Annotated in this window: 21 protein-coding genes and 3 pseudogenes; 19 read left to right on the top strand and 5 right to left on the bottom strand. The window is 45.3% G+C overall.

The annotated features are described in order from the left end of the window. Positions 1 to 179 precede the first annotated feature (179 nt). Positions 180 to 332, bottom strand: a pseudogene (locus NST20_RS13950) (IS1380 family transposase); the annotation flags it as partial. A gap of 216 nt (positions 333 to 548) precedes the next feature. Here NST20_RS13950 and NST20_RS13945 point away from each other — a divergent pair. The 7 genes from NST20_RS13945 (at position 549) to NST20_RS13915 (ending at position 8815) form a co-directional block, all read left to right on the top strand. After that, a complete protein-coding gene (locus tag NST20_RS13945) occupies positions 549 to 929 on the top strand; it encodes a DUF202 domain-containing protein (RefSeq protein ID WP_017553073.1) in 381 nt (126 codons plus the stop codon). 281 nt (positions 930 to 1210) lie between these two features. Further along, entirely contained in the window at positions 1211 to 1873 is a 663-nt protein-coding gene (locus NST20_RS13940) for a tellurium resistance protein TerC (RefSeq protein WP_342399694.1), read from the top strand. A gap of 394 nt (positions 1874 to 2267) precedes the next feature. Then, the gene (locus NST20_RS13935) at positions 2268 to 2435 is read left to right on the top strand and encodes a hypothetical protein (RefSeq protein WP_342399693.1); all 168 of its coding nucleotides are present in this window, start codon (positions 2268 to 2270) and stop codon (positions 2433 to 2435) included. 264 nt (positions 2436 to 2699) lie between these two features. Continuing rightward, on the top strand, positions 2700 to 4109 hold the full coding sequence (locus tag NST20_RS13930) for a LysM peptidoglycan-binding domain-containing protein (RefSeq protein ID WP_342399692.1): 1410 nt from the start codon (positions 2700 to 2702) through the stop codon (positions 4107 to 4109). Positions 4110 to 4722: 613 nt separating this feature from the next. Further along, entirely contained in the window at positions 4723 to 5181 is a 459-nt protein-coding gene (locus tag NST20_RS13925; RefSeq protein ID WP_328193983.1) for a MarR family transcriptional regulator, read from the top strand. Between the two features lie 42 nt (positions 5182 to 5223). After that, positions 5224 to 6978: an ABC transporter ATP-binding protein gene (locus NST20_RS13920; RefSeq protein ID WP_342399691.1), complete on the top strand. Its 1755-nt coding sequence runs from the start codon at positions 5224 to 5226 to the stop codon at positions 6976 to 6978. Further along, complete coding sequence (locus NST20_RS13915; protein ID WP_342399690.1) at positions 6953 to 8815, top strand: ABC transporter ATP-binding protein; 1863 nt, start codon at positions 6953 to 6955, stop codon at positions 8813 to 8815. Before NST20_RS13920 ends, NST20_RS13915 begins: the two co-directional genes overlap by 26 nt. Positions 8816 to 8970: 155 nt before the next feature. On the opposite strand, the gene NST20_RS13910 is transcribed toward NST20_RS13915, so the two are convergent. From NST20_RS13910 to NST20_RS13900, 3 genes are read right to left on the bottom strand one after another with little or no spacing between them, the layout of a single operon-like run. Beyond that, a complete protein-coding gene (locus NST20_RS13910; protein WP_342399689.1) occupies positions 8971 to 10233 on the bottom strand; it encodes a DUF1343 domain-containing protein in 1263 nt (420 codons plus the stop codon). A gap of 12 nt (positions 10234 to 10245) precedes the next feature. Further along, complete coding sequence (locus NST20_RS13905; RefSeq protein ID WP_342399688.1) at positions 10246 to 11901, bottom strand: serine hydrolase; 1656 nt, start codon at positions 11899 to 11901, stop codon at positions 10246 to 10248. Between the two features lie 15 nt (positions 11902 to 11916). Next, on the bottom strand, positions 11917 to 13677 hold the full coding sequence (locus NST20_RS13900; RefSeq protein ID WP_342399687.1) for a glycoside hydrolase family 3 protein: 1761 nt from the start codon (positions 13675 to 13677) through the stop codon (positions 11917 to 11919). 681 nt (positions 13678 to 14358) lie between these two features. On the opposite strand from NST20_RS13900, the pseudogene tnpA reads away from it, so the two are divergent. Together tnpA and NST20_RS13890 are read left to right on the top strand one after the other, a co-directional pair. Continuing rightward, positions 14359 to 14756, top strand: a pseudogene (gene tnpA, locus NST20_RS13895) (IS200/IS605 family transposase). A gap of 11 nt (positions 14757 to 14767) precedes the next feature. Continuing rightward, positions 14768 to 15076, top strand: a pseudogene (locus NST20_RS13890) (transposase); the annotation flags it as partial. A 161-nt stretch (positions 15077 to 15237) separates the two neighbouring features. Here NST20_RS13890 and NST20_RS13885 read toward each other — a convergent pair. Continuing rightward, entirely contained in the window at positions 15238 to 15438 is a 201-nt protein-coding gene (locus NST20_RS13885; RefSeq protein WP_017552339.1) for a cold-shock protein, read from the bottom strand. A 336-nt stretch (positions 15439 to 15774) separates the two neighbouring features. Here NST20_RS13885 and NST20_RS13880 point away from each other — a divergent pair, with 336 nt between their 5' ends. The 10 genes from NST20_RS13880 to NST20_RS13835 all read left to right on the top strand — a co-directional run bounded on the left by NST20_RS13880 (position 15775) and on the right by NST20_RS13835 (position 26715). Then, positions 15775 to 16974: a beta-ketoacyl synthase N-terminal-like domain-containing protein gene (locus NST20_RS13880; RefSeq protein WP_342399686.1), complete on the top strand. Its 1200-nt coding sequence runs from the start codon at positions 15775 to 15777 to the stop codon at positions 16972 to 16974. Positions 16975 to 17594: 620 nt separating this feature from the next. Next, positions 17595 to 19058, top strand: coding sequence for a transposase (locus NST20_RS13875; protein WP_342399685.1), 1464 nt, complete (start codon positions 17595 to 17597; stop codon positions 19056 to 19058). Positions 19059 to 19442: 384 nt separating this feature from the next. After that, complete coding sequence (locus NST20_RS13870; RefSeq protein WP_342399684.1) at positions 19443 to 20465, top strand: HAMP domain-containing sensor histidine kinase; 1023 nt, start codon at positions 19443 to 19445, stop codon at positions 20463 to 20465. A 204-nt stretch (positions 20466 to 20669) separates the two neighbouring features. Continuing rightward, the gene (locus NST20_RS13865) at positions 20670 to 21020 is read left to right on the top strand and encodes a hypothetical protein (protein WP_342399683.1); all 351 of its coding nucleotides are present in this window, start codon (positions 20670 to 20672) and stop codon (positions 21018 to 21020) included. A gap of 328 nt (positions 21021 to 21348) precedes the next feature. Next, complete coding sequence (locus tag NST20_RS13860) at positions 21349 to 22995, top strand: copper resistance protein CopC (protein WP_342399682.1); 1647 nt, start codon at positions 21349 to 21351, stop codon at positions 22993 to 22995. Between the two features lie 51 nt (positions 22996 to 23046). Further along, positions 23047 to 23661 carry a DUF1775 domain-containing protein gene (locus NST20_RS13855; RefSeq protein WP_029143092.1) on the top strand — a complete coding sequence of 205 codons (615 nt, stop codon included), beginning with the start codon at positions 23047 to 23049 and terminating at the stop codon, positions 23659 to 23661. A 382-nt stretch (positions 23662 to 24043) separates the two neighbouring features. Continuing rightward, the gene (locus tag NST20_RS13850; RefSeq protein ID WP_035189731.1) at positions 24044 to 24982 is read left to right on the top strand and encodes an Rpn family recombination-promoting nuclease/putative transposase; all 939 of its coding nucleotides are present in this window, start codon (positions 24044 to 24046) and stop codon (positions 24980 to 24982) included. Then, positions 24979 to 25203 (top strand): hypothetical protein, encoded by a 225-nt coding sequence (locus tag NST20_RS13845; protein WP_342399681.1) that lies wholly within the window; start codon positions 24979 to 24981, stop codon positions 25201 to 25203. Before NST20_RS13850 ends, NST20_RS13845 begins: the two co-directional genes overlap by 4 nt. Next, a complete protein-coding gene (locus NST20_RS13840; protein WP_017552542.1) occupies positions 25200 to 25427 on the top strand; it encodes a hypothetical protein in 228 nt (75 codons plus the stop codon). The genes NST20_RS13845 and NST20_RS13840 overlap by 4 nt, the downstream gene beginning before the upstream one ends. 310 nt (positions 25428 to 25737) lie before the next feature. Continuing rightward, a complete protein-coding gene (locus tag NST20_RS13835) occupies positions 25738 to 26715 on the top strand; it encodes a LacI family DNA-binding transcriptional regulator (protein WP_265114748.1) in 978 nt (325 codons plus the stop codon).

Below are 26715 nucleotides of genomic sequence, written 5' to 3'. Positions count from 1 at the left end.
GTCTATGGAAAACAAATGCCTGGAAAATTCGGTTTCAGGCTGCATGGCGCATCGTATGAATAGTACTCCGGCATTGAAAACGCATGCGATACAAAAATAAATGAACTTCTCATGTCCATATTCTCTGTATTTTTCAATGGCAGGCTGTTTCTGTGGGGAGTGAGTTTCAACCAACGATAATGAAGAAATTGAGTGATCGTTTTCGAAAAAACAATTTTCTCATCGAATTTTCTAAAGATGAATTCACCCGTATCAGAAGAAAGAGAACCTCCATCATTTGATAAATTATTTTGACGATTGAAATTTAGCGTTATTTGTGGTAAAGTAGCCAAATATATGAATCCTCTCTGATGGTTATTTCGTGGATGTTTTAACCTTATCAGAAATGGATTCTTTTTGTATTTATTTGATACATGGCCAGTTTAGCTGAATACCTTGATAGATATGGGATTTGGTGTTATCAAGGAAATTCTGTGAATCATTCTAGGAAAAACCACAACAATTAAAAAGCATACGCATTTTTACACAGATTGGAGTTGCAGCAGTCTATGGAGAACCAAAAAAAGACGGTGCAGGGCAGTGTGAAGTTTGCCCAGCAGCACCTGGCAAATGAGAGGACATTTCTTGCATGGATCCGCACAGCCATTTCCATTATTGGGGTTGGTTTTTTAACGACTTCCTTGCACTTCACCATAAGGATCGCCTCCAGTCCATATATTAATACACTCGCCATCCTTTTGGGCATTTTCGCATGTGTGATCGGATTTATCACTGGAATTACGGCGGCGTTGCAGTACGCAAGGAAAAGAAGAGAGATCGAGAAGGGTATTTTTGTTCCGGCAAATTTTTCTGTTCATTTTCTTACCATTATCTTCACTGTACTCATTTTTATGATTTTTGTGTACCTCATGTCTTTGCTGGTTATGTAATGTTGTTGTTCTGAGTATAATTCATGGTGGTTCCTCCTTGGATATCAATTGCTTCGAAGCTTTGCACACCTTGAACCATATCAGCGGGGTTTTTGTGCAAACCTCAAATTTCTTTCATTACAGGAATGCTCTAATTGATTTCTTTGATACCTTTTTCAATCAGAAAAATTTTTGCTCGTCTGTTTTGGCTTTTGTCAAATATATTAATAGAGGGATCGGCGTGCGATGCTGTTTTTTCCGTTCCCGAAATGGATTGGCAAAGGCAGGGGTGACGTGTTTTTGTGATTTTAAAAATTTACTTGCTCAACCTGATTAGTGATCTGGATAATCTTCTTATTATTACAACCGTGGTCCGGAAATACGGCCATGAGCCAAAGCGTCTGTTTTTTTATATCGTTGTATGTCTGACAGCCAGCCGTACAATTTATGTTGCGATGATTCAGTATTTAACAGGGATTCCGGGATTCCGCGTCTTGTCAGGGATGATTCTCCTCTATATTGCTTTCCGTTTTGTAAGTTCCATCCAGCCTGATTCCGAGGCAAGGCCCGTTCCAAGCATCCCGGCCGCCAAAATGCTGTTCATTGTGCTTGCGGCTGATTTTCTCGTCTGTATGGACAGTGTTTTGATCACGTCCGGCATTTCCGCCAATTTGCTGTACACGATGGCTGGCATGGCCTTAAGCTTAACGACTGTACTCGCTTTCTTCGAGTTCTTTTCTGAAATACTGGATAAAATTTCATTGGTGCAGATTGTTGCCGGCGGTCTGATTGCACATGTTGCGGTCACCGGCATCTTTAAAGATCCGGTCATGAAATACCCTGTGAGCCTGTTGGAAAAAGTTTGGGGATTTCAATTAAACGAATGGATCAACTTCATTGCGCTGGATGCCGCCATCTTTTTGATATTAGCCGGGTTCATGATAAAGGCAAGAAACAGGGCCTGACCAGATTCGCCGAAAGAAGACCCGGCTGCCAGGATGCGCGAACGTCCGGGCCGGCAGCACAGGTTAAAAACAGTCCGCTTCCGGCAGCAAACAGCCCGGTGCGTTCGCAGCGATATACTGGATTGGAGTCCCGAAAGCCGGTCTTAGAGTGTCATATAGCAATGAAAAGCCCCCCTAGTTCGTGTGAAAGATTCCGCTCACGAACCGGGGGGTTGTTTCGTTGCGGAGACAGCCTTCCTTACAGAGATGGGAAGTTCATTCGGAATAATAACAATTTTAAAAAATGCAAAGAATTCTGCTCAATGATTTGACATTTTGGCTAATGCGTTACGGATCAAAACAAGCTAATATGAATTTATACAAATCAGAAAGTTCATTTAAAGGGGCAATCAGAATGGCTGAAAACTTGCCTTCCACTGAAGTGATGGTGGATGAATTGAAGGAATGGGACAAAAAATATTTTATTCACCCGACGACATCCCCCGGGATCCACGTAAAAGAGGGGCTGCCGATTATTTTTAAGGAAGGCAGGGGTGAACAGTCCCTATACATCGGGCTCTGAAACAATGCTTCATCGCTGCCAAAGCGAGGGATTTTTTTGCGGATTAAATAGAAACACAACTTTTTTCCTATATAAATTGGTTTTATCACAACTATATTCCAAAAATAGTAAATTTTCTATGAGATTACAGTTGAATTACGTTTTCATAGAATGATTGAAAGTGGGGGTGAATTTTTTTAAAATAGGGTTTGTGAGTGAAACAAACCATGACCCTTTATATATAGCCAATGAAAAATTTTTTAAACATCCAGGAGGTTTTCGATCTTGACTCGAAAAAAAGTATTGTCTGTTACTGCCGGCATGACATTAGCGTCTTTAATTGTAGGTTCTGCATCAACGGAAGCAGCTACATACACGGTCAAAAAAGGAGATTCGTTGTGGAAGATATCCCAACAATACCATACAACGGTTTCCCAAATTAAAAATGATAACCATTTGACAGGCGATATTATTTATCCGAATCAGAAATTTAAGGTGCCGTCTCAAACACCAAAAAAATATAAAATTGTATCAGGAGACACGCTTTCCGGCATTGCCAAAAAATACGGCGTTAAAGTATCCCAATTGAAAGAGTGGAACCATTTAAACTCTGATTTAATTTATGCCGGAGATATCCTGAAAATTAACAGTTCTTCCGCTACAACCAGCAGTACTGCCAATAGTACTGCCAACAGTACTGCGAATCGTAACGCCAACAACAGCACTGCCAACAGCAGCGCTGCAAATAACACCGCCAAAAGTGCTGCGGCGCAAAGAAGCACAGCGCCAAACGGCACATATAAAATTGTATCAGGGGACACGCTTTCCGGCGTTGCGCAAAAATTCGGCGTGACCGTCTCCCAATTGAAAGAATGGAACCATTTAAGCTCTGATTGGATTGTTGCCGGAAGTGCTTTAAAAGTGGACGGCCCATCCAGTGCTGCAAGCAGCTCGAATGGAAGCAACACGCAATCCAATCAATCGTCTGGCGCCGCAAGCAGCTCTTCTAACGCAGGAAGCGCAAGTTCACAGACAAGCGGTTCGTCCAGCACGGCAAGCAGTTCGTCCAACAATTCGGGCAGCACAACTGCAAATGGTTCAACCAGCACGCAAAGCAGTTCACAAGCGGGCAGCTCACAATCTAATCAATCGTCCGGTACTGCAAGCAGTTCACAAGCAAGCGGCTCAACCAGCAGCTCACAATCCAGTCAGTCGTCCAGTGCTCAAAGCAGTTCGTCTAACGCCGGAAGTAGCTCATCCAGCTCTGCAAGCACAAGCAGCTCAAGAGCCGTTTCCAAAAACACGGTATCATCAAGTTCAAATTCGGGCTCTTACAGCGGCTCCGCAGTGGCACAAATTGCACAAAAATACATCGGCGCACCATACCGTTTCGGTGGCACAACGCCAGCCGGATTTGACTGCAGCGGTTTTGTTTACTATGTACTTAACGAGGCCGGCAAATCCATTGGCCGTCTGGATGCAGCAGGATTCTACAGCAACTCCTACAGAGTAAGCAACCCGCAGCCCGGGGATCTCATTTTCTTTGAAAATACCTACAAATCCGGAATCTCGGACGTCGGTATCTATCTCGGAAACAACCAGTTTATCTCTGATTCGGACAAGAGCGTCTCAATCAAAAGCTTAAGCAACCCTTACTGGAACTCCCATTTCAACAGCATCAGGAGACTCTATTAAGATAAAAAAAGCCGGCAGCATGCCGGCTTTTTGTTTTAATGTTTTCTGTTACAGTTTACAAAGCGGAAAATCTCTAAAAAGAATTCCTATTTTATTACTGCAACAGTCCTGATCGCTGTAACAACTCCTTTAATTTTTCTAATTTCTCTTTGCTAAGTTGGGGCTTGCTGAATAAGCAAAAATTCCAGATTTGGCAAGGATTTTGGCTACTTTTGTCGAATATAAAGTGTAAGGATTTCAAAGGAAACATGTAAAAAACTATAATGGACCCATAAAACTAGACACGAAATGAGGAGATGTTAAAGTAGGTTTATGAGAAAACAATATACGCCAGAATTTACAACTCAAGTCGTGCTAGAGGTCTTAAAAGAAGAAAAAATGATGAACGAAATTGCTTCTGCTCATGGAATTCATGTAAACCAAATCCGCCAGTGGCGAAACGCTTTTCTTTCTTGAACAGATGCCCAAAGTCTTTGAAAAAGGCAACAAAAAAGTTGATAAAATGAAAGCGGGAAACAACTGGAATGCTTATCTTTTCTTGATGCAGCGCTTTACAGCCCCCAATTAATTTAGTAAACTAAATAAAGTAATTGATTCCAGGAGGCGTTCCGTTATGGAAGATAGCAAAATGGACCAGTTCCTTACGCATTGGCGGTATATTAACCGGCATCTGCGGGAAGGGCGGCTGGCAAATGAAGATAAAAAGATTACACGTTTACAGTGGATATTGTTGCGGCATGTCGGCAGGTCCGGGCAGTGCACGATGGGGAGCCTTGCCGACCATTTCAATGTCAGCATGAGCACGGTGTCGCAAATGATCGACCGGCTTGAAAAATGGGGATACGCCCGGCGCGTGGCGTCAGCCCGCGATGGCCGCGTAAAAATGGTGTCCCTGACAGAAAAAGGAGAAGAAATCATCAAGAAAGCAAAAACCGCTTATCTCCAGCAGCTGAGCAATGGATTAAGCCAATTCTCAGAAGCGGAGCAGGAACTGTTTATTGGATTTCTGCAGCGGCTTGCTGAGAATTTAAAAGTGTCAAAAGGCGATCACCAGACGGATAAAAAGGCGTAAGCAAAAATTGATTTCCGCAACGTTAAAAGGTGGAATGATCCGATGCATTTTTTAAGCAAGTATGCCAAAAAGTACTGGAAACTTTTTAGTACGGCTGTTTTCTTTTTAATGTGTGAAGCGCTCTGCGATTTGATGCAGCCGGCGATCCTGTCAAAAATCATTGATGTCGGTGTGGCGTCTGGAAATATGCCATATGTGTTAAAGATGGGCGGCGTGATGTTATTCATCACAGCGTGCGGCGCGGTTGCCGCCTCATTAAGGAGCACGCTCGCAAGCATCGTGTCGCAAAACTTTGGGGCGGAATTGCGGTCGGATTTGTTCCGGAAAATCCAGGCGCTTTCTTTCCAAAGCATCAATCAATTTGACCGGGCCTCACTCATCACGCGGCTTACCAATGACGTCACCCAGGTACAGAACTTTATCAATGGTTTAATGCGCATGTTTGTCAAAGCGCCGCTATTGGCAATCGGCGCCTTGATCATGGCAGTCCGGCTTGACCCGCAGCTTTCTGTGGTGCTGGCAGTTGTTGTGCCGATTGTCATTATTTTCATTATAACGAACATGAGATTGGGCTTTCCATTGTTTATGAAGGTGCAAAAAGCGCTCGACCGCGTGAACGGCATCATGAGGGAATATTTATCCGGTGTTCGTGTTGTGAAGGCTTTTAACCGGTTTCAATTTGAAGTGGAAAAATTCAGCGTGGCAAACCGCCGCCTGCAAGAACGCTCGGTTTCTTCGATCCGGATTATGTCCATCTTCAGCCCGGCGATCTTGCTTACGGTCAATATCGGCATTGTCGCAATTTTATGGATGGGCGGCTTCGGGGTGGACAATGGCACAATGAAAGTCGGCCATATTATTGCTTTTATCAATTATATGACGCAAATTTCAACATCGCTGATGATGATCTCCATGGTGTTTAACATGTTTGTCCGGGCAAGGGCCTCCACTTTTCGGATCGGTGAAGTATTTGCCATAGAAGAAAAAACCTCCCCGAACAGATTGAAACATGAAGTACCGGGTGAAAAAGGGAGAATTGATTTTGAAAATGTCACTTTTTCCTATACCGGACAAGTGCAGGATGCGGTTTTGAAAAATATCACGTTTACCATTTATCCGGGTGAAACTGTTGGCATTATCGGCTCAACCGGATCGGGAAAAAGCACAATGGTGAATCTCATTCCGCGCTTTTACGATGTTACGGGCGGGTCCCTTAAAGTAGATGGTATGGATGTCCGGCATTTTCATCCGCATGATCTGCGTGAAAAAATTGCGATCGTTCCGCAGAAAAACATCCTTTTTACCGGCAGCATCCGTGAAAATATCCAATGGGGAAATGGCCGGGCGGGAATGGATGAGGTCGAACATGCTGCAAGACTGGCTGAGGCACATGACTTCATTGCGGCTGCACCTGAAGGCTATGATACGTTAATTGGCCAGAGCGGCGTCAATTTTTCCGGCGGGCAGAAGCAGCGCATTTCGATTGCCCGCGCATTGGTGAGGCATCCGGAAATTCTCATTCTTGACGATAGTACAAGTGCTGTGGATGTTGCGACTGAAATGCGGATCAAGGCAGCGTTAAAAAAATATGCGAAAGGGCTGACTTGCCTTTTGATTGCCCAGCGCATTACTTCTGTGATGGACACGGACAAAATTATCGTGTTGGATAAGGGGGAAGTTGCCGGCTTGGGCACGCATGAGGAGCTTCTCAGAACCTCTCAGGTTTATCAGGAAATTTACCAATCGCAAATGGGTAAGGAAGTGTTGCAGGATGGCCGGACAAACGAACGGATATAAGGGAAATCAGGCACCGGGGCTTTTTTTGCGGATGGGCCGTCCGGGCGGGGGAGGTGCGGCACGGTTCAGGGGCCCGGCCGAGAAACCAAAGCATTTTAAAGGGACGTTAAAACGGCTTTGGGCCTATTTTGGCAGGGAAAGAAACTGGCTGTCTGTCATTCTTGCATTGATTGTGGCCGACTCCGTCCTTACGCTGTGCATTCCCTATTTTATCGGCAGGGCCGTTGATGCCATGCCGCCGGGCAGAAAGGTCAATTTTAACCTGCTTGAAATCATGGTTTTTGTTCTTACAGCGGCTTATATTGCAGATGCTGCCTTAACCTTTTTGCAAGGCTGGCTGATGGCCGGTGTTTCGCAACGGATTGTGCAGCGTTTGCGCAGCCATCTGTTTCAAAAGCTGCAAAAACTTCCGGTTGCTTTTTTTGACGCGAGGCCCCACGGTGAACTGATGAGCCGCCTGTCGAATGACATAGACAACGTGAGCAATACTATTTCCCAATCGACGACGCAGCTCATGTCGGGGGTTATTGCCCTTATCGGCACACTCATCATGATGATCATTTTAAGCCCGGTTTTAACGGTTGCAAGCCTGTGTACGGTTCCGCTCGTGTTTTTGCTGACGCGGACAATTGCCAAGAGGACTTCAGTGCTGTTTAAAAATAACCAGGCGGAACTCGGCCGGCTAAATGGGCATATTGAAGAAACAATCTCGGGGATTGAGGTGGTCAAAGCTTTTAACCATGAAGAAAAAGCAATCAAGGCGTTTGAAGAGGTGAACCAGTCCTTGCTTAAGGTCGGGCTGAGGGCGCAAATCTGGACCGGGTTTCTTATGCCGCTTATGAACGTGATTAACAACTTCGGCTTTGCCATGGTTGCCGTTGTCGGCGGGGTTCTGGCTTTGAAGAGCATGATTACTGTCGGCGTAATCGCAAGTTTTCTGACGTATTCCCGGCAGTTTGTGCGGCCGCTCAATAACTTGGCGAATATTTTTAACGTCCTCCAGTCAGGAGTTGCCGGGGCTGAACGGGTTTTTGACATACTCGATGAAAAAGAAGAGCCGGAAGATGCAAAGGATGCCGCCGTGCTCCGGGAGCCAAAAGGCCATGTTGTGTTTGAAAATGTGAGCTTCGGGTATCGCGAGGATGTTCCGATTATAAAAAATATCAGCTTTGAGGCAAAGCCGGGCACGCGTACGGCGCTGGTCGGGCCTACCGGAGCCGGAAAAACGACGATTGTGAACCTTTTGACCCGGTTTTACGATGTCACGGAAGGCCGGATTTTCATTGACGGCACGGATATCCGGACATATACGCGGGACAGCCTAAGAAGAAGTTTCGGTTTTGTCCTTCAGGATACGTATTTATTTTCAGGCACCATCAAGGAAAATATCAAATACGGAAATCCGGAAGCGGCGGATGAAGAAGTCGAAGAAGCGGCCCGGCTTGCCCATGCCGATATTTTTATCAACCGGATGCCCGATAAATATGAAACCGTTTTGTCGGAAAACGGCGGCAACTTGAGCCAGGGGCAGCGCCAGCTTTTGGCCATCGCAAGGGTTTTTCTGGCAAAGCCCGCTTTGCTTATATTGGATGAGGCAACAAGCAGCATCGATACACGGACAGAACGGCATATCCAGGATGCGCTCCTTTCGATTATGGAGGGCCGCACGAGTTTCATCATCGCCCACCGCCTGAATACGATCCGCGATGCCGATCATATCATGGTCATCGACTGCGGGCAAATCATTGAACAAGGCAGCCATGACGAACTAATGGCACGCCGCGGACGGTATTATCACATGTTTTACAACCAATTTAAGAATGTGGAAGAGGGGTAGAAACACAGCCTGTTTCTTTACGTAATTTGTTCAATAGAAGAGACAGGCGTGGCCATTTGCTGGCGAAAATGATCGTGAAAAAAACAGATGTTCCCCCCCATTTCCTGAAGCGGGTTCAAAACGCCCCCAATCCGGCTCAGGCTGGGGGCGTTTTTTCAATCATACATCAAATATTTTTCCCGTTTTTTCTTCCAGGCACCCAAGTCCCTTTGCCATTTTTGGGCAATGGTTTTAAGGGAAGTGCCGCGGTTGATATCCTGCCTGACCCAGCCGTTTCCAATCAGCTGGTCAAAATAAGAAATGCCGTTTTTGTCTTCTGCCCGGAAAGCGAATTGGCCGGGATACAGGTCATGGATCGTTTTGACCATTGCAACGCCGGTTTCAACAGACTGGTAAGCATTGCGGTCCGTGACATGGATTTGGATCCCGTTTGCGAGCTTGCCGGCCCATTTTGAGGTTGTTGGTGTAAAAGACGCGCTCCGGAAGCGGACGCCCGGCAAACCGAGGGCATTCAATTTCTCCGCTAGCAAGTCCCCGTCAATGAACGGTGCCCCGATCAACTCAAACGGGCGGGTCGTACCCCTGCCTTCCGAAATATTTGTCCCTTCAATGAGCGCCGCACCAGGATAGACGATCGCCGTGTCCAATGTCGGCATGTTCGGGGACGGCATCACCCACTGGAGCGGGGTGCCATCCGCGTACATATCCCTGTGCCAGCCTTTCATCGGCACAACTGTGAGACCTGCGCCGATTCCGCATTCTTTGTTAAAATATTTGGCAAGCTCTCCCGCTGTCATCCCATGGCGGAGCGCGATCGGGTACATTCCGACAAAAGAAGAATAGGCTGGATCAAGCACCGGCCCCTCGACTTTCGTGCCGCCAATCGGGTTCGGGCGGTCGAGCACGATGAACGGGATGCCTTTTTCCTTCGCTGCTTCCATCGCATAGGCCATTGTGTAAATATAAGTGTAAAATCTTGCGCCAACATCCTGAATATCAAAGACAAGCACATCGACATCCTTCAGCATTTCAGGTGTCGGCTTTTTCGTTTCGCCGTACAAACTGTAAACCGGAAGCCCCGTTTTCGAATCGGTATAAAACGGAACATAGGCACCGGCGTCCGCACTGCCGCGCACCCCGTGTTCCGGGCCAAAAAGGGCTGTCAAATGAATATCCGGATTCCTGGCAAATCTGTCGACGATACTATTTAACGATTGGTCGACACCGGTCGGGTTTGTGATCAGCCCGACCCGTTTCCCTTTCAGCGAATGGGCTTTATCTTTTAAAAAAACATCGACACCAAGCTGAAAAGAATGGTGTTTTTGTTTTTCATGCGGCTGATTGCCCCGGGCCGCATGGACCACGGCCAAGGAGCTGAAAGCGATCATAAGCGCCAATATGGCAGCGAGCCTTTTCATTGTTTCCTCCTTTTAACGGTTCCGCAAAGCCCAATCACGGCTTGTAAAAGATACTTTCGCAATTTTTCCGTGTGAGACGATGGACGGATGGAGCACATACCAGCCGCGGCCGTTTACTGATCCGTCGGTTTCATACACAAAGCGGATATGTTTCGTGCCAGCAGGGAGCGGGATGGACATCTGCCGCCAGTTGCCGCTTGATCCGGTTAAAGCATTGCCGGCTTTCGTCCAGTTTTTCCCGTCTGTTGAAACCTCCACTTTCCCAAAGTCTGCGTTTTGCTCGATGCGGTACCAGGTCCAAAAACGGAGAAACGCCGGCCTTTTCAAGTCAACATCCGCCTCCAGCACAGCTTTTCTATTGTCGCCGTAACCGGCAAACCATGCGCCATGTTTATCAGGGACGGCAACCGGGATAGCGTCCGCCGCAAGCTGGGCAACAGATCGCCTGATTCCGTTTGTCGAGACAGTGTCCCGGGTCGGATGGACGCGGTTGGTCAATAAAATGACCGTTGTTTGGTTTTTCGGGCTGATCACCATCGAGGTGCCGGTGTAGCCGGTATGGCCCATTGTATTTGTATCGGAGAGCGCATCCATGTACCATCCCTGGTTTAATTCAAAGCCGGGCCCGTGATCATCGCCGGGAAAAGCGCTGTTCATATTCTGTTCCATCAGCCGGACCGTTTCCGGTTTTAAAATCCGGGCGCCCGCATATTTGCCATTTTGCAAAATCGTTTGTGCAAGGATAGCGAGGTCATGTGCGGTGGAAAACACGCCCGCATGCCCGGCAACGCCATCCAGCGCCCACGCGTTTTCGTCATGCACCTGCCCCCGGATCATCCCTCTTCCAGTCCACGGCTGAAATTCCGTTGCGGCAATGCGCGCCTTTAACGAAGCGGGCGGATTATACATCGTATCGCGCATGCCGAGAGGGGCGGTAATGTGCGTTTTTACATAAGCATCCAGCCGCTGCCCGCTCACAACTTCAACCAAAACGCCCAGCGTAATCATGTTTAAATCGCTGTACGTGTACGCCGTTCCCGGGGGATTTTGCAGCCCGTGCTTCAGAACGATTTCGAGCCGGTCTTTGCGGGATGTTCCCATTTTATAAACCGGGATTCCCGCCTCAAACCCGGAAGTATGCGTCAACAGCTGGCGGATGGTCACGTTCTCCTTTCCGTTTTCCGCGAATACAGGAATATATTTTGCGACAGGGTCATCAAGCGCAAATTTCCGCTTTTCAAACAGCTGCATGGCTGCAATGGATGTAAACAATTTGCTGATCGAAGCAATGTCGTAAATGGTGTTTGTTTTTGCAAGGACCGGGGCAGATGCTTCTGTAAACTGGTTGTCTGTATAACGGTATGCATATCCGTATGCCTGTTCTTTTGCGATCGTGCCTTTCCTTGCGACAAGCACAACAGCGCCCGGCATGGCTTTTTGCGCAATCGCGTCATTTACCGCTCTGTCAATGTCTGTGAGCGGGCCTTGGGACATTCCGGCAGACGCGGGCGTTCCTTTATGCAGTACTGCTGAGCTTTTTCCGGGTGCATCCCAAGGAAATGGGTGGCCATGATATCCGGATGCAAAGGCAAGAGACGGAATGGCCCCGGCCGCCAACAAAATGATGCATCCAACCCATAAAACGAATTTTACCCCTTTGTTCTTCAAGCAAGTCCCCCCCTTTTAGTAATGAAGACCGTGGCCGAACGGAGCGTACCCCGGAATGGTGACAGGCAATTTTCCGCCGGGGTTGATTTCGCCTGTGAGCGCTTTTGCAGCGGATTGTACAGAAACGCTGCGGTTTCCATAGGCCAGAAGATTCGCGTCCACATCAGGCGCGCCCATGATGTCGTAAGGATTGCCCATTGAAACCATTACAACCGGTTTGCCTGTTTTTTTCAGCGCTCTTAAAAATGCCTGTTGCGCGGTATTGGTATTTGCATTGTAAGCGGCAGCGACAATCACGTCGGCATTTTGTGCTTTTCCAACTGCCGTAGCTGTTTCTGCCTGTGTTGGCGCAGCCGCTGTGCTCGTATTTTCGGTTATAAACCCTTTTTCTTTCAGAAGGCCGGCAAGGCGGCTGCTGTTTGCAACAGATGGGCCGGTTACGAATATTTTTTTCGTTTGATTCAGCGGCAATATTTGATTTTCGTTTTTAACCATTGTGATGCTTTCGTCCGCCATTTTTTGTGCGGCTTTCAAATGTTCAGGGGTGCCGAAATAGCTTAGCGATTTTTCAGATGTAAACGGGTTCCGGACAATGCCGCGTTCATATTTCACCCGTAAAATTCTCGCGACAGATTCATCCAGGCGTTTCCGGCTGATTTCTCCGGTTTTTACTGCATTTCGCACAGCATTCCAGGCCACTTCCACATCGGGCGGATTGAGTAAAATATCCGCGCCCGCATTGAATGCTGCTACCGGTACTTGGCCGGGAGGAAGGGCGTTTGCGCCGGACATATCAAGGCTGTCGGTCACAATCAGCCCGTCGTAACCCAGTTTTTCACGGAGGAGGCCGGTCATGATCTTTTTCGAAAGCGTCGCCGGCAGACCGGAACCATCGAGTGCCGGTACAACAATGTGCGCGGTCATGATTGCGTCAACGCCGGAAGCAATCGCGGCCTTAAACGGTTTTAAATCCACATGATTTAATGTTTTCAAGTCGTGATGGATGACAGGCAGGCCGTAATGGGAATCGACATTCGTATCCCCGTGGCCCGGAAAGTGTTTGCCGGTGGCGGCTACATTTTGGCTTTGAAATCCTGCAATTTGGGCAATGCCAAGTGATGCGACAAGGTCCGGATTTTCTGAATATGAACGGACGCCGATCACCGGGTTGGCCGGATTTACATTGACATCGAGATCCGGGGCAAAGTCCATATTGATGCCGAGACTTTTCAGTTCTACCGCCATGATCTCTGCAGCCTTTTTCGCGTTGGCTGCAGACCTGGTTGCTGCGAGTGCCATATTCCCCGGGAAAACGGCTCCCGGTTCGAGTACACGGGCAACCGCGCCGCCTTCCTGGTCCGTAGAAATAAAGAGCGGAATGCGGGGCTTTTGTTTTAACGCAATTTTCTGTAGCCCGTTGGATAACTGCTGCACTTGTCTGGCATCAACAGGGGTGCTGATATTATCCGACCAGTTGAAATAGATGACGCCGCCAATATGGTATTTTTCGATGATTTCTTTGAAGTTTGTGCCGCCACGCCCTTTTTCGATATTCGTTTCGGCGTAGGCGGGATCCTCCGGTGTTTTTCCGTAAGCATGAACAATGAACAGCTGCCCGACTTTTTCCTCGACTGTCATCTTTTTCAATTCATGAGACACCCAGCGTTCTTTTGCCCTTGTTCTCCAATGCCCATCCTGTTTTGCTTGTCCACGGAAGCCGGGCATAAGCGAAAACAACAACGCAAAACAGACGACAAACAATCCGGATCTTTTCAAAATGCCACCCTCCCTTTTGTAATCCCTTTCATTTTTAGTCTACCAGCCCAAAGAAGCCTGTCCATCCGTCTTTTTGCTTATGTTTTCCAGGCCGGGACGGTTTTAATATAGATGTTCATGTATCCGGATAAACCGCACCGCCGGAAAAATTGAAAACCAGCCGGAAATTTTCTGGATGTGCATGCCTGTCATATCGGGAACGGCGAGTGCAGCAAATGGGGGAGCGGGCACAGGGATGATGGAAATGGAGAGAGTAGAGTAGCAGCTAAAGTGAAAAAATGCCCGGACCTCTGATATAATTAGGTTTGTTCAGAAAAACCAACCAAAAAGGTGGGGGGATTTTTTCTTTTCCAAAATACGAGTAAATGTTACCAAGTGTCTCCTGTTTTTCTGTTGCCGAGGAATGGGGTTTGCTTGAACAATTGCATCCTTTAAGCAAAATATTTATGTATCTGAGACAAGTTGGTAAATTGCTCCTGATTGTTCTGTTTCGGGGGGCTTTAGATGTTTTTCCGGGCCACAATACACTTTTTTAACGGCTTTCTGAAAGAAGTCTCCCATCCTCAAGGAATGTGAAGGTGCGAATCGCACCAATGAGTAGGTGGGAGATGAATTTCGGTTGGCTTTAGCCAAAGGTTTTGATCTAACCAGTCTTAGATGGAATAAAGGGTTGATATATCAATGAAATTAGATAGTAATAATCATCCAGTATTCTTACTGCATACCACCTTGTATTGGTTGTAAAATACCGTAGACAAGTGTTCGATAGCGAAATATCTGATTTTGCAAAAGATATGTTCGCTGAGATTGGAAGTAAATACAATATTTCTTTAGTGGAATGGAATCATGATAAAGACCATATCCACATCTTATTCAAAGCAAATCCTAACTCTGAACTATCAAAGTTCATCAACGCCTATAAGAGTGCAAGTTCTCGACTGATAAAAAGAGACTTTCCACATATAAGAAAAAAACTATGGAAAGAAATGTTTTGGTCAAGAAGTTTCTGCCTACTTACAACAGGCGACGCTCCAATAGATACCATCAAAAAATATATTGAAAATCAAGGTCAAAAGTGAGGTGAATTGATATGGCCAAGCAAAACAAAGCTTTCAAGTTTCGTTTGTTACCAAACAAAGAACAATCCGCATTATTAGCTAAGACATTTGGTTGTGTTCGCTTTGTCTACAATAAGATGTTAGCTGAACGCAAAGAAACGTATGAAAAGTTCAAGGATGATAAAGAATCGCTTAAAAAGCAAAAGTTTCCGACCCCTGCAAAATATAAAAGTGAATTTCCATTCCTAAAAGAAGTGGATTCTTTCGCTTTGGCAAATGCACAAATGAACTTACAGACTGCTTATAAGAATTTCTTTGAAGGAAATGCGGATTTTCCAAAGATATAATCCTGGTTGTAGCAACGGATTTTCACTATTTGTCGACTGGCATGGCGCCTGTTTGTTTCAATTTCCTGCTACATAAGTGAGCGTGTTTTGGTTTTTGAAGAAATAAAAAAACAGACCCTCTTTATAAAGAGCCTGTTTTTATCATTTTCTCTACATTAAGCTTTTTCAACGTTTGCAGCTTGCGGTCCGCGAGCGCCTTGTTCGACATCAAAAGATACTTTTTGACCTTCGTCTAAAGTTTTGAAGCCCTCACCTTGGATAGCAGAGAAGTGAACGAATACATCGTCTGCACCATTTCGTTCAATAAAGCCAAAGCCCTTATCTGCGTTAAACCATTTTACTGTACCTTGTTCCATTTATATTGCCTCCTGGTGTGCAACTGCACACAATGTGTTACTATCCTTGTCCAAGGTGGTCATCAAGATGAAAAGTCATTCACTATGCCATTCTTTACACCGAACAAAAATAATTCTTCTTTAGTATACCTCAGGCGGGAGGAGATTGCAACTATTTTTTAAAAAAATTGATGTAATCCATTCGCCTGTGCATGGATGAGCAGCTTTAAAAGAAATCATTTTCATGTAAGGGGCAACACAATTTGCAAAACCATTGTATTTTTTCAAAACAATAAATCAAAATGGGTGTGTTTTTGCTATAATAGGCAAGTAAAATACTCGATAGGTGGGGCCGTTATGAAAATAGTATGTACCGGATACGGGATATTTGCGCCAAATACGAGGAACATTGATCAGTATTTGTTTAATTTGAAAAACGGCGTTTGCACATTACAAGTGGCGGAGGGCATGGGGCCAAAAGGAGAATCAACCATTGCCGGGCTTATCCAGGATGAAGAATTGAAACAAATAGAAGCAGATGATAAACTAAAGCGCCTCCCAAAAGTAACAAAAATGGGGACCGCTGCAGTGAAAGAAGCAATCGCGTCTTCCAGGCTGGATGTCCGGCATAAAAAAGTAGGCTTGTTTTTCGGATTATCCCTTGGTGCTACGGGAGAGAAACTGTACCAGGATTCCATCCACTACGCCAATCAAGAACTGTATCGAAAAGTATCGCTCATCTTCTCCCACTATGCGAATTACCATAGTATCACGGCTGCCATTGGCCATTATATCGGGGCTAGGAGCGTCGAAAAAACGATTACAACAGGTTGCACATCCAGTTTGGAAGCAGTAGAAGATGCAATCCTTTACTTGAAAAGTGGAAAAGTGGATGTGGCCATTGTCGGCGGAACGGACAGCCCGATATGCAATGCGACGACCTATGCGTTTGCCAAAACAAAAACGATACCGCTTAACCAAACGCTTGAAGAAGGCGCTGTGCCGTTTCAAAAAGGAAGCAAAGGGTTTGCAATGGCGGAAGCGGCAGGGGCAATCGTGCTGGAGAGGGAAGAAGATGCCGTTCAACGAAAAGCGGATATAAAAGGCGAAATCGTTGATGTCGTTTCCAATAATGATGGGATCAACATTTTTTCATTGGACGGATCCGGGGACCAAATGATAAACGCGTTAAAAGAAGTCACATCGGGAAGAAAGCCGGATTACATCAACAGCCAAGCACTTGGCATTGAACTGAACGACCAAATCGAGCAGCACTGTTCCAAACAATTGTTTAAGCATGAAGTTCCCTATACTTCAATCAAAAGCATGTATGGCAATCCTTTTGGCGTCATTGGTATATTACAAGTCATTTCATCGCTTTTAAGTTTGCAATACGGCTTTATTCCGCCAACGATTCGGACAACGAGGCGCGGGTATGAAGAAATGAATATTGTAACAGAGACCCTCTATCGGGAGATTCATAAAGTGGCCATCACCAACCATGGATTTGGCGGCAATAACGCATGTGCCTATATGAAGAAATACATCAAGAGTTAGAAAGGGGATGAGGTACTATCGTTATGGGGGTATTGATTTTTACGATAGGATTCATTCCGATTGTCCTGGCCGTGAGCATGCAATCATTATATAAAGAGTCAAAGCTGTCTTTGATATTGGGATTCTATATGCTTTTAATCACGGCCTGGCAATTCGATATCGGCGTCCTTTTTCTCGGAAAAGTATTAAGCAAGGAAACGATCCTTGTTCTTTTTAAATTTCTTCGAGGCGGGACGACTTTTTCCATACCAGTTGTATATTACATTGCTTTTTCTATTGAGCCCTTGCCAAAATGCTATATCCCCTGAAACTGTAAGCAGTCAGACAATTAAAGGTCGTTGATTTATTCCACTAAAGAAAAAAGACGTTTGTAGGAACATTATGACAAATGTAAAAAGAAATTGTGAGTTTTTGATTTTAATGGGGTAAATTTATTTGTTATAAGTGTCTAAATTTTTCCACTTTTGTCGGTTTTGGGCGGGTTTCAATAGATTAGGCTACTCATTCCTGTGGTAAATATTGTAAAACGGAAAAGGATGATTTTTTTTGAAAAAAAAGAGCCATGAAAGCCACTCCTTTGCTAAGATATAAGTACGATCAAATATCCAGGGAGTGATTTCATGACTATTTCTATTCTAACACAAACCAGAGACTTTTCAATACAACAAAATTTGATTCCCCACAATTGGCAAGACTATGCCGATATACCATTTGTCATTCCAGCCATGTGTTTCCCATGGGAGATTTTTAAGCCGATTGAACGAGAATACTACACCCTTTTATATTTGCACCTAAAAAATGAAAGAGCACATGATCCTTCTAATGAAATACAACCGGCACTATTTTCAATAACGGAGGAAGAAGACAAGTCTGCGTCTTCATTATTTCATCTCCCTTCCACTGGGAGAAAACCGCATCCTTTCATGCCCTTTTTTCGTGCTTTTGAACTGGCCTCTTTACAGTATATTGAAGTGATGGTGGAGAGTGTCTATTTGCAAGTGAAATCAAACCCGCTATTTGCCACCATGTGTGGATTTACGGAGAAAATTCCGAGCTACCGTTCCTTTGCTCGTTTTGATCAAATCATGACAACAAATGGTCTTTGGGAAAAAGCCCGGCTATTGGTTGTTGAATATAATAAAGGGGAAGGCGTGGTTGAAACGAATGAGGAAGCAGCCGCCGTGGATACATCGCATATAGAGGCAGAAGCAACCTTGAATAAAACAAGGAAGACGTGTTCTTGTGAGGGTGATTGCGATTGCCCCAAAGTCCTTACGGACGACAATGTAGGGGTAATGCGTAAAAGTAATGCAGTCTCCTATATTGCGCATAAATTATCAATGGTATGCGGGGTGAGATCCGGTTTGCCTTTGACGCGGGAAGTATTTAAAGGAAATACACCCGATGGGAAAACATTAGAACCGACATTGGAAACGTTTAAGACAGAGCACCCCGAGATGGCTGAGCAGTTGAGCTTTATCCTGGCAGATGGAATCTACCAAACGCCGGAAAATCAAAAAGTGACAAAGGATGTATTACAGGCGAAATTGGTGGCACCGATCAATCCACGGAACCGTAAAGATAAACCAACTACCGCCCGGGGGATTGAAAAAATCAACCGGTACGGCACTCCCATCTGTATCAGTGGACATAAAATGGAACTTAGAGGATCTGATCGGGAAAAGGGGCAATATATTTACACTTGTCCTGTATTTCATCCAAATGCCAAGCAAGAAGGTCTCACCTGCCCGCTAGCGAATCACGCGGAATGTTGTAATGGGGCAGCACAAGGAAGAGTATTTAGGATGGACTTTGATCAAACGCCTCAAGTAGATGTCGAGTTGCCGCAACATGGTCGCACATTTGAAGTGTTATATAGTGCCAGGACGATCATCGAAAGAATCTTTGGCATTTTAAAAGACGGATACAGTCTCCGTCGTGTTCACAAGCGTGGGAAACAGGCAGTTGAAGCTCATGTAGATCGATGCATGATATCTATGCACATCATGGCAAATATGGCGTACCATCAGACAGGAAAGGCCAATTGTGGATGGACACGCAATCGGCTGCAAAGAGCAAATTAAGTTATTCACAGGTGGATATGTGAATAACTCAAATGAACGTTTTCTTTCCACAAAGGGTAGTGAAAAAAACCATTTTGTGAAGGCGGGATACGTATGCCCTTTTTTTGAAGAAAAATGACCGTTTTACTTCTATTGAATTGAAAATCTGGATGAAAAGGCAAAAAAATCGGGATAATTAATTTTCCAGAGCCTCGCTCAAGGGTATATTTTTATTTTGGCAGAGGCTCTATTATAAAAGGCCAACCGACACTTCTGGCAGGACGGAAATGGCTGGACAAACTATCGAATGTTTTACTCAATAAAAAGGTTTTATATTTTTTGATTTTCTGGAGTACGGTTATTTATTTTATAAACTGGACAAGTTTAGGTACAAAAGGCTTGTATATGGCGAATAAAAATGGGGCAAATACCCTCTTTTTATTTCCTGAATACGGGCCGCTGATCTGGCTATATATTTTACATATGGGCAGCTTCTTACTGTTTTTAATCCTTATATTCATGATGACCAAAGGAATGGTAAACCAAAATATCAAAAGATTCCTGGCCAGGTTTAGCCTGTATTCCCTGCTTTTATACATATTCGGTTTTTTAAACTTTTCTCCTGGAACCGGTGGTATTTCCAGCAGTATCGGGGTTATCATTTTCTCAACCTTGATCGTCATGGAGTTCATAAAATTAGGCGCAAATATAAAGGCAAACTATTATGAAATAATGAAAAGGCAGATGAAATTGGACTACACCGGCAACTTAGCCGGAAGTCTGATTCATGAAGTGAAAAATGCGAATCAAATCATTAAGGGCTTTTCCCAAATGTTAAATGCAAGCGCTGGTATGGATAAAAAAGATAAAGCTTATTTGAATATGATAGAAAAAACTTCTGAGCATTTAGATGACTTAGTAGATAACTACAAGACCTATTTGAAATCATCTTCCACCACTTTTAAGAAAGAAAATCTGGAATCGATCATCAGGGAGTCTCTTGCGTTTTCCCAAGCCATTTTAACAGAACATCATATCGAAGTTGAACTGCTGAATTGTTATCATTCCCTTGATGTGTACGTAAATAAAGCAAATTTGAAACAAGTTTTTATCAATCTTATTAAGAATAGCATAGAGGCGATGCCCGAAGATAGAAAGGACAAAAGGATTGCGATCCGGATTGAAGTGGACCAGGAAATGATTATGATCCATTTTAAAGATACTGGCACAGGGATTGGGCGGGAACACTGGGAAAGTGTTTTTAACCCTTTTTTGTCATTGAAACCTGAAGGAATGGGATTAGGCTTGCCTTATGTGAAAAAGATTATCATTGAGCATCTCGGCAATATCCGGATCGTTGAAAGTTCAGCGGAAGGAACCCATTTCCAAATTGAGATTCCGCAAAACGGGATATTAAACATGGACTAGCACTTCGCTTTTGGAAAACGGGCCGGAGCCTGAAATGCGCGGCAACCGCCAAATCTGGCGGGGGATTTCCATCGTATTGCCATCCAAAACGGCGGGCAACATAAAGTGTCCCGCCGTTTTTGCACATCGATTTTTTTCCTGCTTTTGCGCCCAGCAATGCTTATTGGCTGATCTGCTATTCAACAAAACCGTTCCTTTCTAACCGTGCTTTCCGGATGGTTTCAGCGCACGGAACAACAGCGCTCTCCCGCTGTTGCGGAAGACCTGATTGACTCAGGAATCGTAACGACCATTCCAATTCCTTCCAAACCATCTTTTTTACTCATTATACTATACCGGCTGCGACAAATTTCCTATGAAAATGCCAGTGCGGAAGATGATTCACTGACACCGAAACAAACGGAATATGCGCTGTCACTCGTATATCAGTTGCGGGGCGAATATGAACTCGCCATCCCGCCTTCTGCATTAACCGTAAAAGATCTGAACCGGCTGATCGCATACCCGAAGTTTAAAAACAAGGGAATATTGGTGAATCTTGTAAAAAAGGGCTAATCATTACAGGCATTGACAAATGATCCGAAAGGGCCCCATCCCTTCACCCCGTAAAAAGCAAACCCTAAACAGCATTTACTGTTACGGTGCCTGCCACTCCCCGTAAAATGCCGGATTAAACGCGGCGGATTGCGGGAAGTGACAGGTATTTTTTCACAAACACTTGTTGAAAATCCTTCTCATTTGTAAATCGTGAAATCATATATTAAGCTATAGTGGCTGCCCTCAGGGAGCGGCCCTCCATCACCCATTGCATTTTTCCAAGTACATTATGGATTTGATCGCGGGAAAATAGCGCGTATCTCATTTTGAAGGGAGGGAGGTTCATTTGAAGACCAGAAAGTACGTTTTATTTGCCGCTTTACTCTTGTTCGGGGTGCTGCTTTTTCCTTCCATGGCGTCTGCGCATGCGTACATCGTAAAATCCAGCCCTTCTGAAAATGAAGTATGGAAAGCACCGCCGAAAAACGTGACAATCCAATTTGATGAGAAAATCCAGCCCGTAAATTATTCCATTCAGGTATTTGATGAGGATGGGAAGCGGGTGGACCGAAAAGACGGAAGGATCAACTTTCGCAATGGAACTATTTTGGAATGCGGCTTGCGCACAAACTTGCCAAAAGGTACATATCAAATCCAATGGAAAGCGGTTTCCGGTGACGGGCACCCTGTCCAAGGCGTTATCCCTTTTCAAGTTGGATCCGGGCATCAGGCGAAGCAACCATCCACTCCCGGAACGGAAACGGGGTACACACCAAAAATAGACTTGATTTTGATCCGCTGGCTGCAATATGCCAGTTTTGCTTGTATTGCCGGTATGCTTTTCTTTTCTCTGCTCATTGTTCCGCGGGAGTACGGCCACCATCAATATATGAAGAAAGCGGCCGGCAAGATGCTGCAAATGGGTACTTTGTTCCTGGCCGTGGGCACTTTATTAAGCTTGCCTTTAACAGCGTCCATTGAACTGACGGCTTCATGGCGCCATGTGCTCCATGCCGGCATATTAAAAAGCTTTATCGTACATACAGCTTTTGGGCATATATGGCTGATACAGATTGCTCTGTTGCTATGCCTGGCTGCTTTGGCATTTTTTCATTCAAAAACGAAAAACCCTGCTTTGTTTTTTGCAGCACTCGTTCCCGCGCTTGGATGGGTGCTCACCAAAGCGTTGATTGGCCATGCTGCTTCAGCCCCGCATCCCGTATGGCAGGTGGCGCTGGATTTTCTCCATTTGCTTTCGGCAGAAATCTGGATTGGCAGCCTGGCCATGTTCGCCGTTTTTATGCCATTGGCGAGGCATGAGGATACAAAGCCGCTTTACTTCCGGATGATCAGAGCATTTTCAAAATGGGGCATTGCCCTTGTCGTTGTGCTCGCTGTGACAGGCGTTTCGGGCAGCATTACCTATGTGCCAAACTTGCGGTCACTCGCAACGACCTATTATGGGAAAGTGCTGTCTGCTAAAATCCTTTTGCTTCTCGTTATGGTCATGCTTGCCGCGTTGAATTTTTGGAACGGAAGGCGGAGCAGGAAAAAAGGGCTTTTTGCCTCCGTTTGGGGTGAACTGGCAACAGGGCTTGCCGTGCTCGTCCTCTCTGTCATTTTGACGAACTTGCCGACTGCAATGGCGGAACCCGGGCCGTTCAAAGAAACCAAAACTGTCCATCAACAAGAAGTGACATTTTCGGCCACTCCGAATGTGATAGGGGAAAATACATTTACATTGTCGCTGAAAGACCGCAATGGACGTCCGATTGGGCACATCGAGCAAGTGACATTAACTTTTACTTCGCTTGAAATGGAAATGGGCAGCGAGTCGAAAGTATTGAAAAAAGTCAAAGACGGTTACTACCGCGCAAAAGGTATGGATTTCAATATGGCAGGCCACTGGAATGTGCATGTCCACGTTTTGAAAAAAGACTTGAATACCATTGACACGGATTTCTCTGTTCATGTTGGCAGCCAGCCTGATTGAGGGGAAAGACGGAGTTCAAAAAGCGGTTCCAATGAAAGGAGAAAATGAAGAATGTTGAAAAAGTTTGCCAGAGTCGTGCTGCCGGCATTTTTCGGTTTATTTCTGTTTGCAGGTGCAGCAAGTGCCCACGTAACCGTGAGCCCGGCCACATCCACAACCGGCGCATGGGAAACCTATACGATTAAAGTGCCGACAGAAAAAAATATTCCAACGACCAAAGTCACCATTAAAACACCAAAGGGCGTCGAAATTGAATCGTATGAGCCGGTGCCGGGGTGGACCTATTCGGCTGAAAAAGGATCAGACGGAAAAACCAAGAATTTTACTTTTAAGGCTGATGGAAAAGGCATTTTACCGGGCCAGTTCCAGCAGTTTACAATTGTTGCCGCAAACCCGGATCATGAGACCGAAATCGCCTGGGACGCGTACCAATATTACAAAGACGGCAGCATTGTCGAGTGGACGCAGGACAAAAACGGCGACAACCCTCATTCGATCACAAAAATAGTGAAGGGATCGGATACCGGCCAAGCCCAAACCCATGATACAACAACCAACAGTGGCAAAACATCCGGCTCTTCATCCAACACCCTGCCGCTTATCTTGTCAATCGTATCGGTTGTGCTGTCACTGGTTGCCTTGATCACAGCATTTCGAAAAAAATGAAAATGTGCGCCTGTCACCGCCCGGGTCGGCAGGCGCTTTTTTCACGGATTGTAAATGGCAGAATGCCGTAAAGCAAGAATTTCCCGCTATATATCACATATTTAAGTCCCGTTTCCGGTAAAACAATAAGTGCAGGCGGAAAAGGCGGCAATCAGCAGCAGTACAAGGAGAGCGTTAAGGGGGTTATGGCCGTCTCCGTTTACAATATCCTGATAAGAAAAGTATTTAAAAGGGCAAAGCACGTTGAGCGCGTACAGGTTGTCCGCCAAATTTGTCAATTCGTTGATGGCAAATGTTCCGAATTAGACGTAGGTATTGAAAAACGGACGTTTGTCCTATAAAATAAAACTGAAAAATAAGAAAAGGAGTGAGCGATTTGCCATTGGAACTGGTAATGGAAAAACAGGCCGGTTACAACGTGCATGACCGTTTGTTTAAGGAGCTGATCCAAAACTTTTTTAAGGAATTTATGGAAGCGTTCTTCCCGGATGTGTCAGCGGATCTTGACTACCGCCGGGTGAGGTTTTTGTCGCAGGAACAGTTTACGGACTTTCCGGGCGGCGAACAAAAACGGGTTGACATCCTTGCCGAGACGAAGGTAAAAGGCAAAGACACCGTGATTCTCATCCATGTAGAGCCCCAGTCGTATTACCAGAAACTTTTTCCTGAGCGACTATTTCGCTATTACATGATGATCAGCCTCAGGCACCGGAAACCAGTATTGCCGATTGCCGTATTCAGTTATGAGGAGAAAACAGAGACCCCCGATACGTACACCTTTGCCTTCCACAACATCGAAATTCTTCGTTTTCACTATTTATCCATTCATCTGATTAAGAAAAACTGGAGAGATTATATCCGGAGCAACAATCCCGTTGCCGCAGCATTGCTGAGTAAAATGGGGTATACAAAAAAAGAGCGGGTGCAGGTCAAACTGGAGTTTCTGCGGATGCTGGCCCGGATGGAACTCGACCCTGCAAAAATGAGGCTGTTATATGGTTTCTTTGATTTTTATTTAAAACTGAATGAAAAAGAGGAGGCGGAAGTAATGGAAAACATTAAAATGCTGGATCCGGATGAAGCAGAGCAAGTATTGAAGCTGCCGAATTCTTACTTTGACCGCGGGTATAGGAAGGGAAAAGAAGAAGGAAGGGAAGAAGGAAGAGAAGAAGGAAGAGAAGAAGGTGAAGAAAAGTTAAAAAGATTTATTGCCAACTTGTTAAAAAATCAAGTGGATTTGAAGATCATTGCCCAAGCATCCGGCTTGAGTGAAGAGGAGATCCTGAAAATCAAAAGGCAGATAGAGGGGGGAAAGCATTGAGCCCGGTTTGTGACGAAGCAGAACAAGTAATAAAGCTGCCGAATTCTTACTTTGACCGCGGGTATAGGAAGGGAAAAGAAGAAGGTGAAGAAAAGTTAAAAAGATTTATTGCCAACTTGTTAAAAAATCAAGTGGATTTGAAGATCATTGCCCAAGCATCCGGCTTGAGTGAAGAGGAGATCCTGAAAATCAAAAGGCAGATAGAGGGGGGAAAGCATTGAGCCCGGTTTGTGACGAAGCAGAACAAGTAATAAAGCTGCTGAATTCTTACTTTGACCGCGGGTATAGGAAGGGAAAAAAGGAAGGAAGAGAAGAATTGTTACAAACGATTCCAACTGCCATCAAAATGTTGCAGGAAGGTATGGATCTTCAATTCATTGTGGAAAAAACCGGACTGAGCCGGCCGGAAGTGGAAAAAATAAAACAGCAATTGGAGCATTCGTAAGATGGGAGTCAGGCTTCCAGGTTTAGATGAAAAAGAAGTTGTCTTAGATTTGCCGAATTCCTATTTTGCCCGCGGGTATAAAAATCAGTTATCATGTAAAACGGGCTGTTTCTTGCGGGAGGCACCCGTTACTTTTCCATGTCCGGAGCTTAAGCCCCCGTGCATTTTTTCAAAAGTCGGGCCGGCGCTTATAGAAGCAGTTCTTGAAACAAAGAAAATTCCATTGTGGTTCGGTTCAATAAATGGGTTGAATTTTTTCGCGCGATCTATTATACTGTCTGTAACCGGTTACACAGGAAAGGTGAGGCATTTGGCAACGATCAGAGATGTGGCAAGTGAAGCGGGTGTGTCGGTGGCGACGGTATCCCGCGTGCTGAACGGAAAGGGATATGTCAATGAAAATACCCGGAAGGCAGTTGAGGCTGCCATCCGGAAATTAGCGTACAAACCAAACGAAGTGGCCCGTTCACTTTATCACCATCAATCGAAGCTGATCGGTCTTGTTATCCCGGATATTACAAACCCTTTTTTCCCCGAGATTGCCAGGGGCGTGGAGGATTTCTTCCAGGAAGAAGGGTACCATGTCATGATTGGCAATAGTGATGAAAGCCGTGAGAAGGAAGTGAATTATATAGAAGCCTTTTCACAGCATAATGTGATGGGGATTATCAGTACATCAAGCGATGACATCTCACAGTGGGCCGGTTTGGACATTCCTGTTGTATTGCTAGACCGAATTCAGGATGACTTTCCTTCCGTTTGCGCGGATCAGGAAGCTGGGGGAAAATTGGCTGCGCAAATTTTGCTCGAACGGGGAAGCCGCAATATCACACTGATGAGAGGACCGCATCATTTGCGCACTGCCCAGGAAAGGTTTTTGGCGGCGTTAACTGAACTTGGCCGGTCCAGTGCAAGGTTTCAAGTATTGAACACCGCGTTTTCGTATCATCATGCCCTTGAAACAGCAAAGCAGCTGTTTGACTGTTACCCGGATACAGATGGAATCATTGCAGCCAATGATATGGTGGCTGCAGCTGTCTTGCGGGAGGCATTGGCAAGAGGGAAAAAAATTCCCGATGAACTGCAAATCATCGGCTTTGACGATATTCCCATCAGCCAGCTTGTATACCCTGCGCTTTCTACCATTCATCAGCCGGCTTATGAGATGGGAATGGAAGCTGCCAAACTTTTGCTAGATTGTATGCATCAACAGACAAATTTGAAAAAGAAGATCAAACTCCCGATTGCATTTAAAGACAGGGAAACAACAAGAAAGGCAGGCGGATAA

Source organism: Weizmannia sp. FSL W8-0676, from assembly GCF_038593015.1.
GTDB lineage: Bacteria > Bacillota > Bacilli > Bacillales > Bacillaceae_C > Weizmannia > Weizmannia coagulans.
Note: the sequence above shows the minus strand (reverse complement) of the source record. Positions and strands in the feature narration are given on the sequence as shown.

Excerpts from the sequence above, each read along its gene's own strand:
- NST20_RS13945 (WP_017553073.1), top strand. The coding sequence starts at position 549 with ATGGAGAACCAAAAAAAGACGGTGCAGGGCAGTGTGAAGTTTGCCCAG.
- NST20_RS13935 (WP_342399693.1), top strand. The coding sequence starts at position 2,268 with ATGGCTGAAAACTTGCCTTCCACTGAAGTGATGGTGGATGAATTGAAG.
- NST20_RS13925 (WP_328193983.1), top strand. The coding sequence starts at position 4,723 with ATGGAAGATAGCAAAATGGACCAGTTCCTTACGCATTGGCGGTATATT.
- NST20_RS13920 (WP_342399691.1), top strand. The coding sequence starts at position 5,224 with ATGCATTTTTTAAGCAAGTATGCCAAAAAGTACTGGAAACTTTTTAGT.
- NST20_RS13915 (WP_342399690.1), top strand. The coding sequence starts at position 6,953 with ATGGCCGGACAAACGAACGGATATAAGGGAAATCAGGCACCGGGGCTT.
- NST20_RS13910 (WP_342399689.1), bottom strand. The coding sequence starts at position 10,233 with ATGAAAAGGCTCGCTGCCATATTGGCGCTTATGATCGCTTTCAGCTCC.
- NST20_RS13885 (WP_017552339.1), bottom strand. The coding sequence starts at position 15,438 with ATGGAACAAGGTACAGTAAAATGGTTTAACGCAGATAAGGGCTTTGGC.
- NST20_RS13880 (WP_342399686.1), top strand. The coding sequence starts at position 15,775 with ATGAAAATAGTATGTACCGGATACGGGATATTTGCGCCAAATACGAGG.
- NST20_RS13875 (WP_342399685.1), top strand. The coding sequence starts at position 17,595 with ATGACTATTTCTATTCTAACACAAACCAGAGACTTTTCAATACAACAA.
- NST20_RS13870 (WP_342399684.1), top strand. The coding sequence starts at position 19,443 with ATGGCGAATAAAAATGGGGCAAATACCCTCTTTTTATTTCCTGAATAC.
- NST20_RS13855 (WP_029143092.1), top strand. The coding sequence starts at position 23,047 with ATGTTGAAAAAGTTTGCCAGAGTCGTGCTGCCGGCATTTTTCGGTTTA.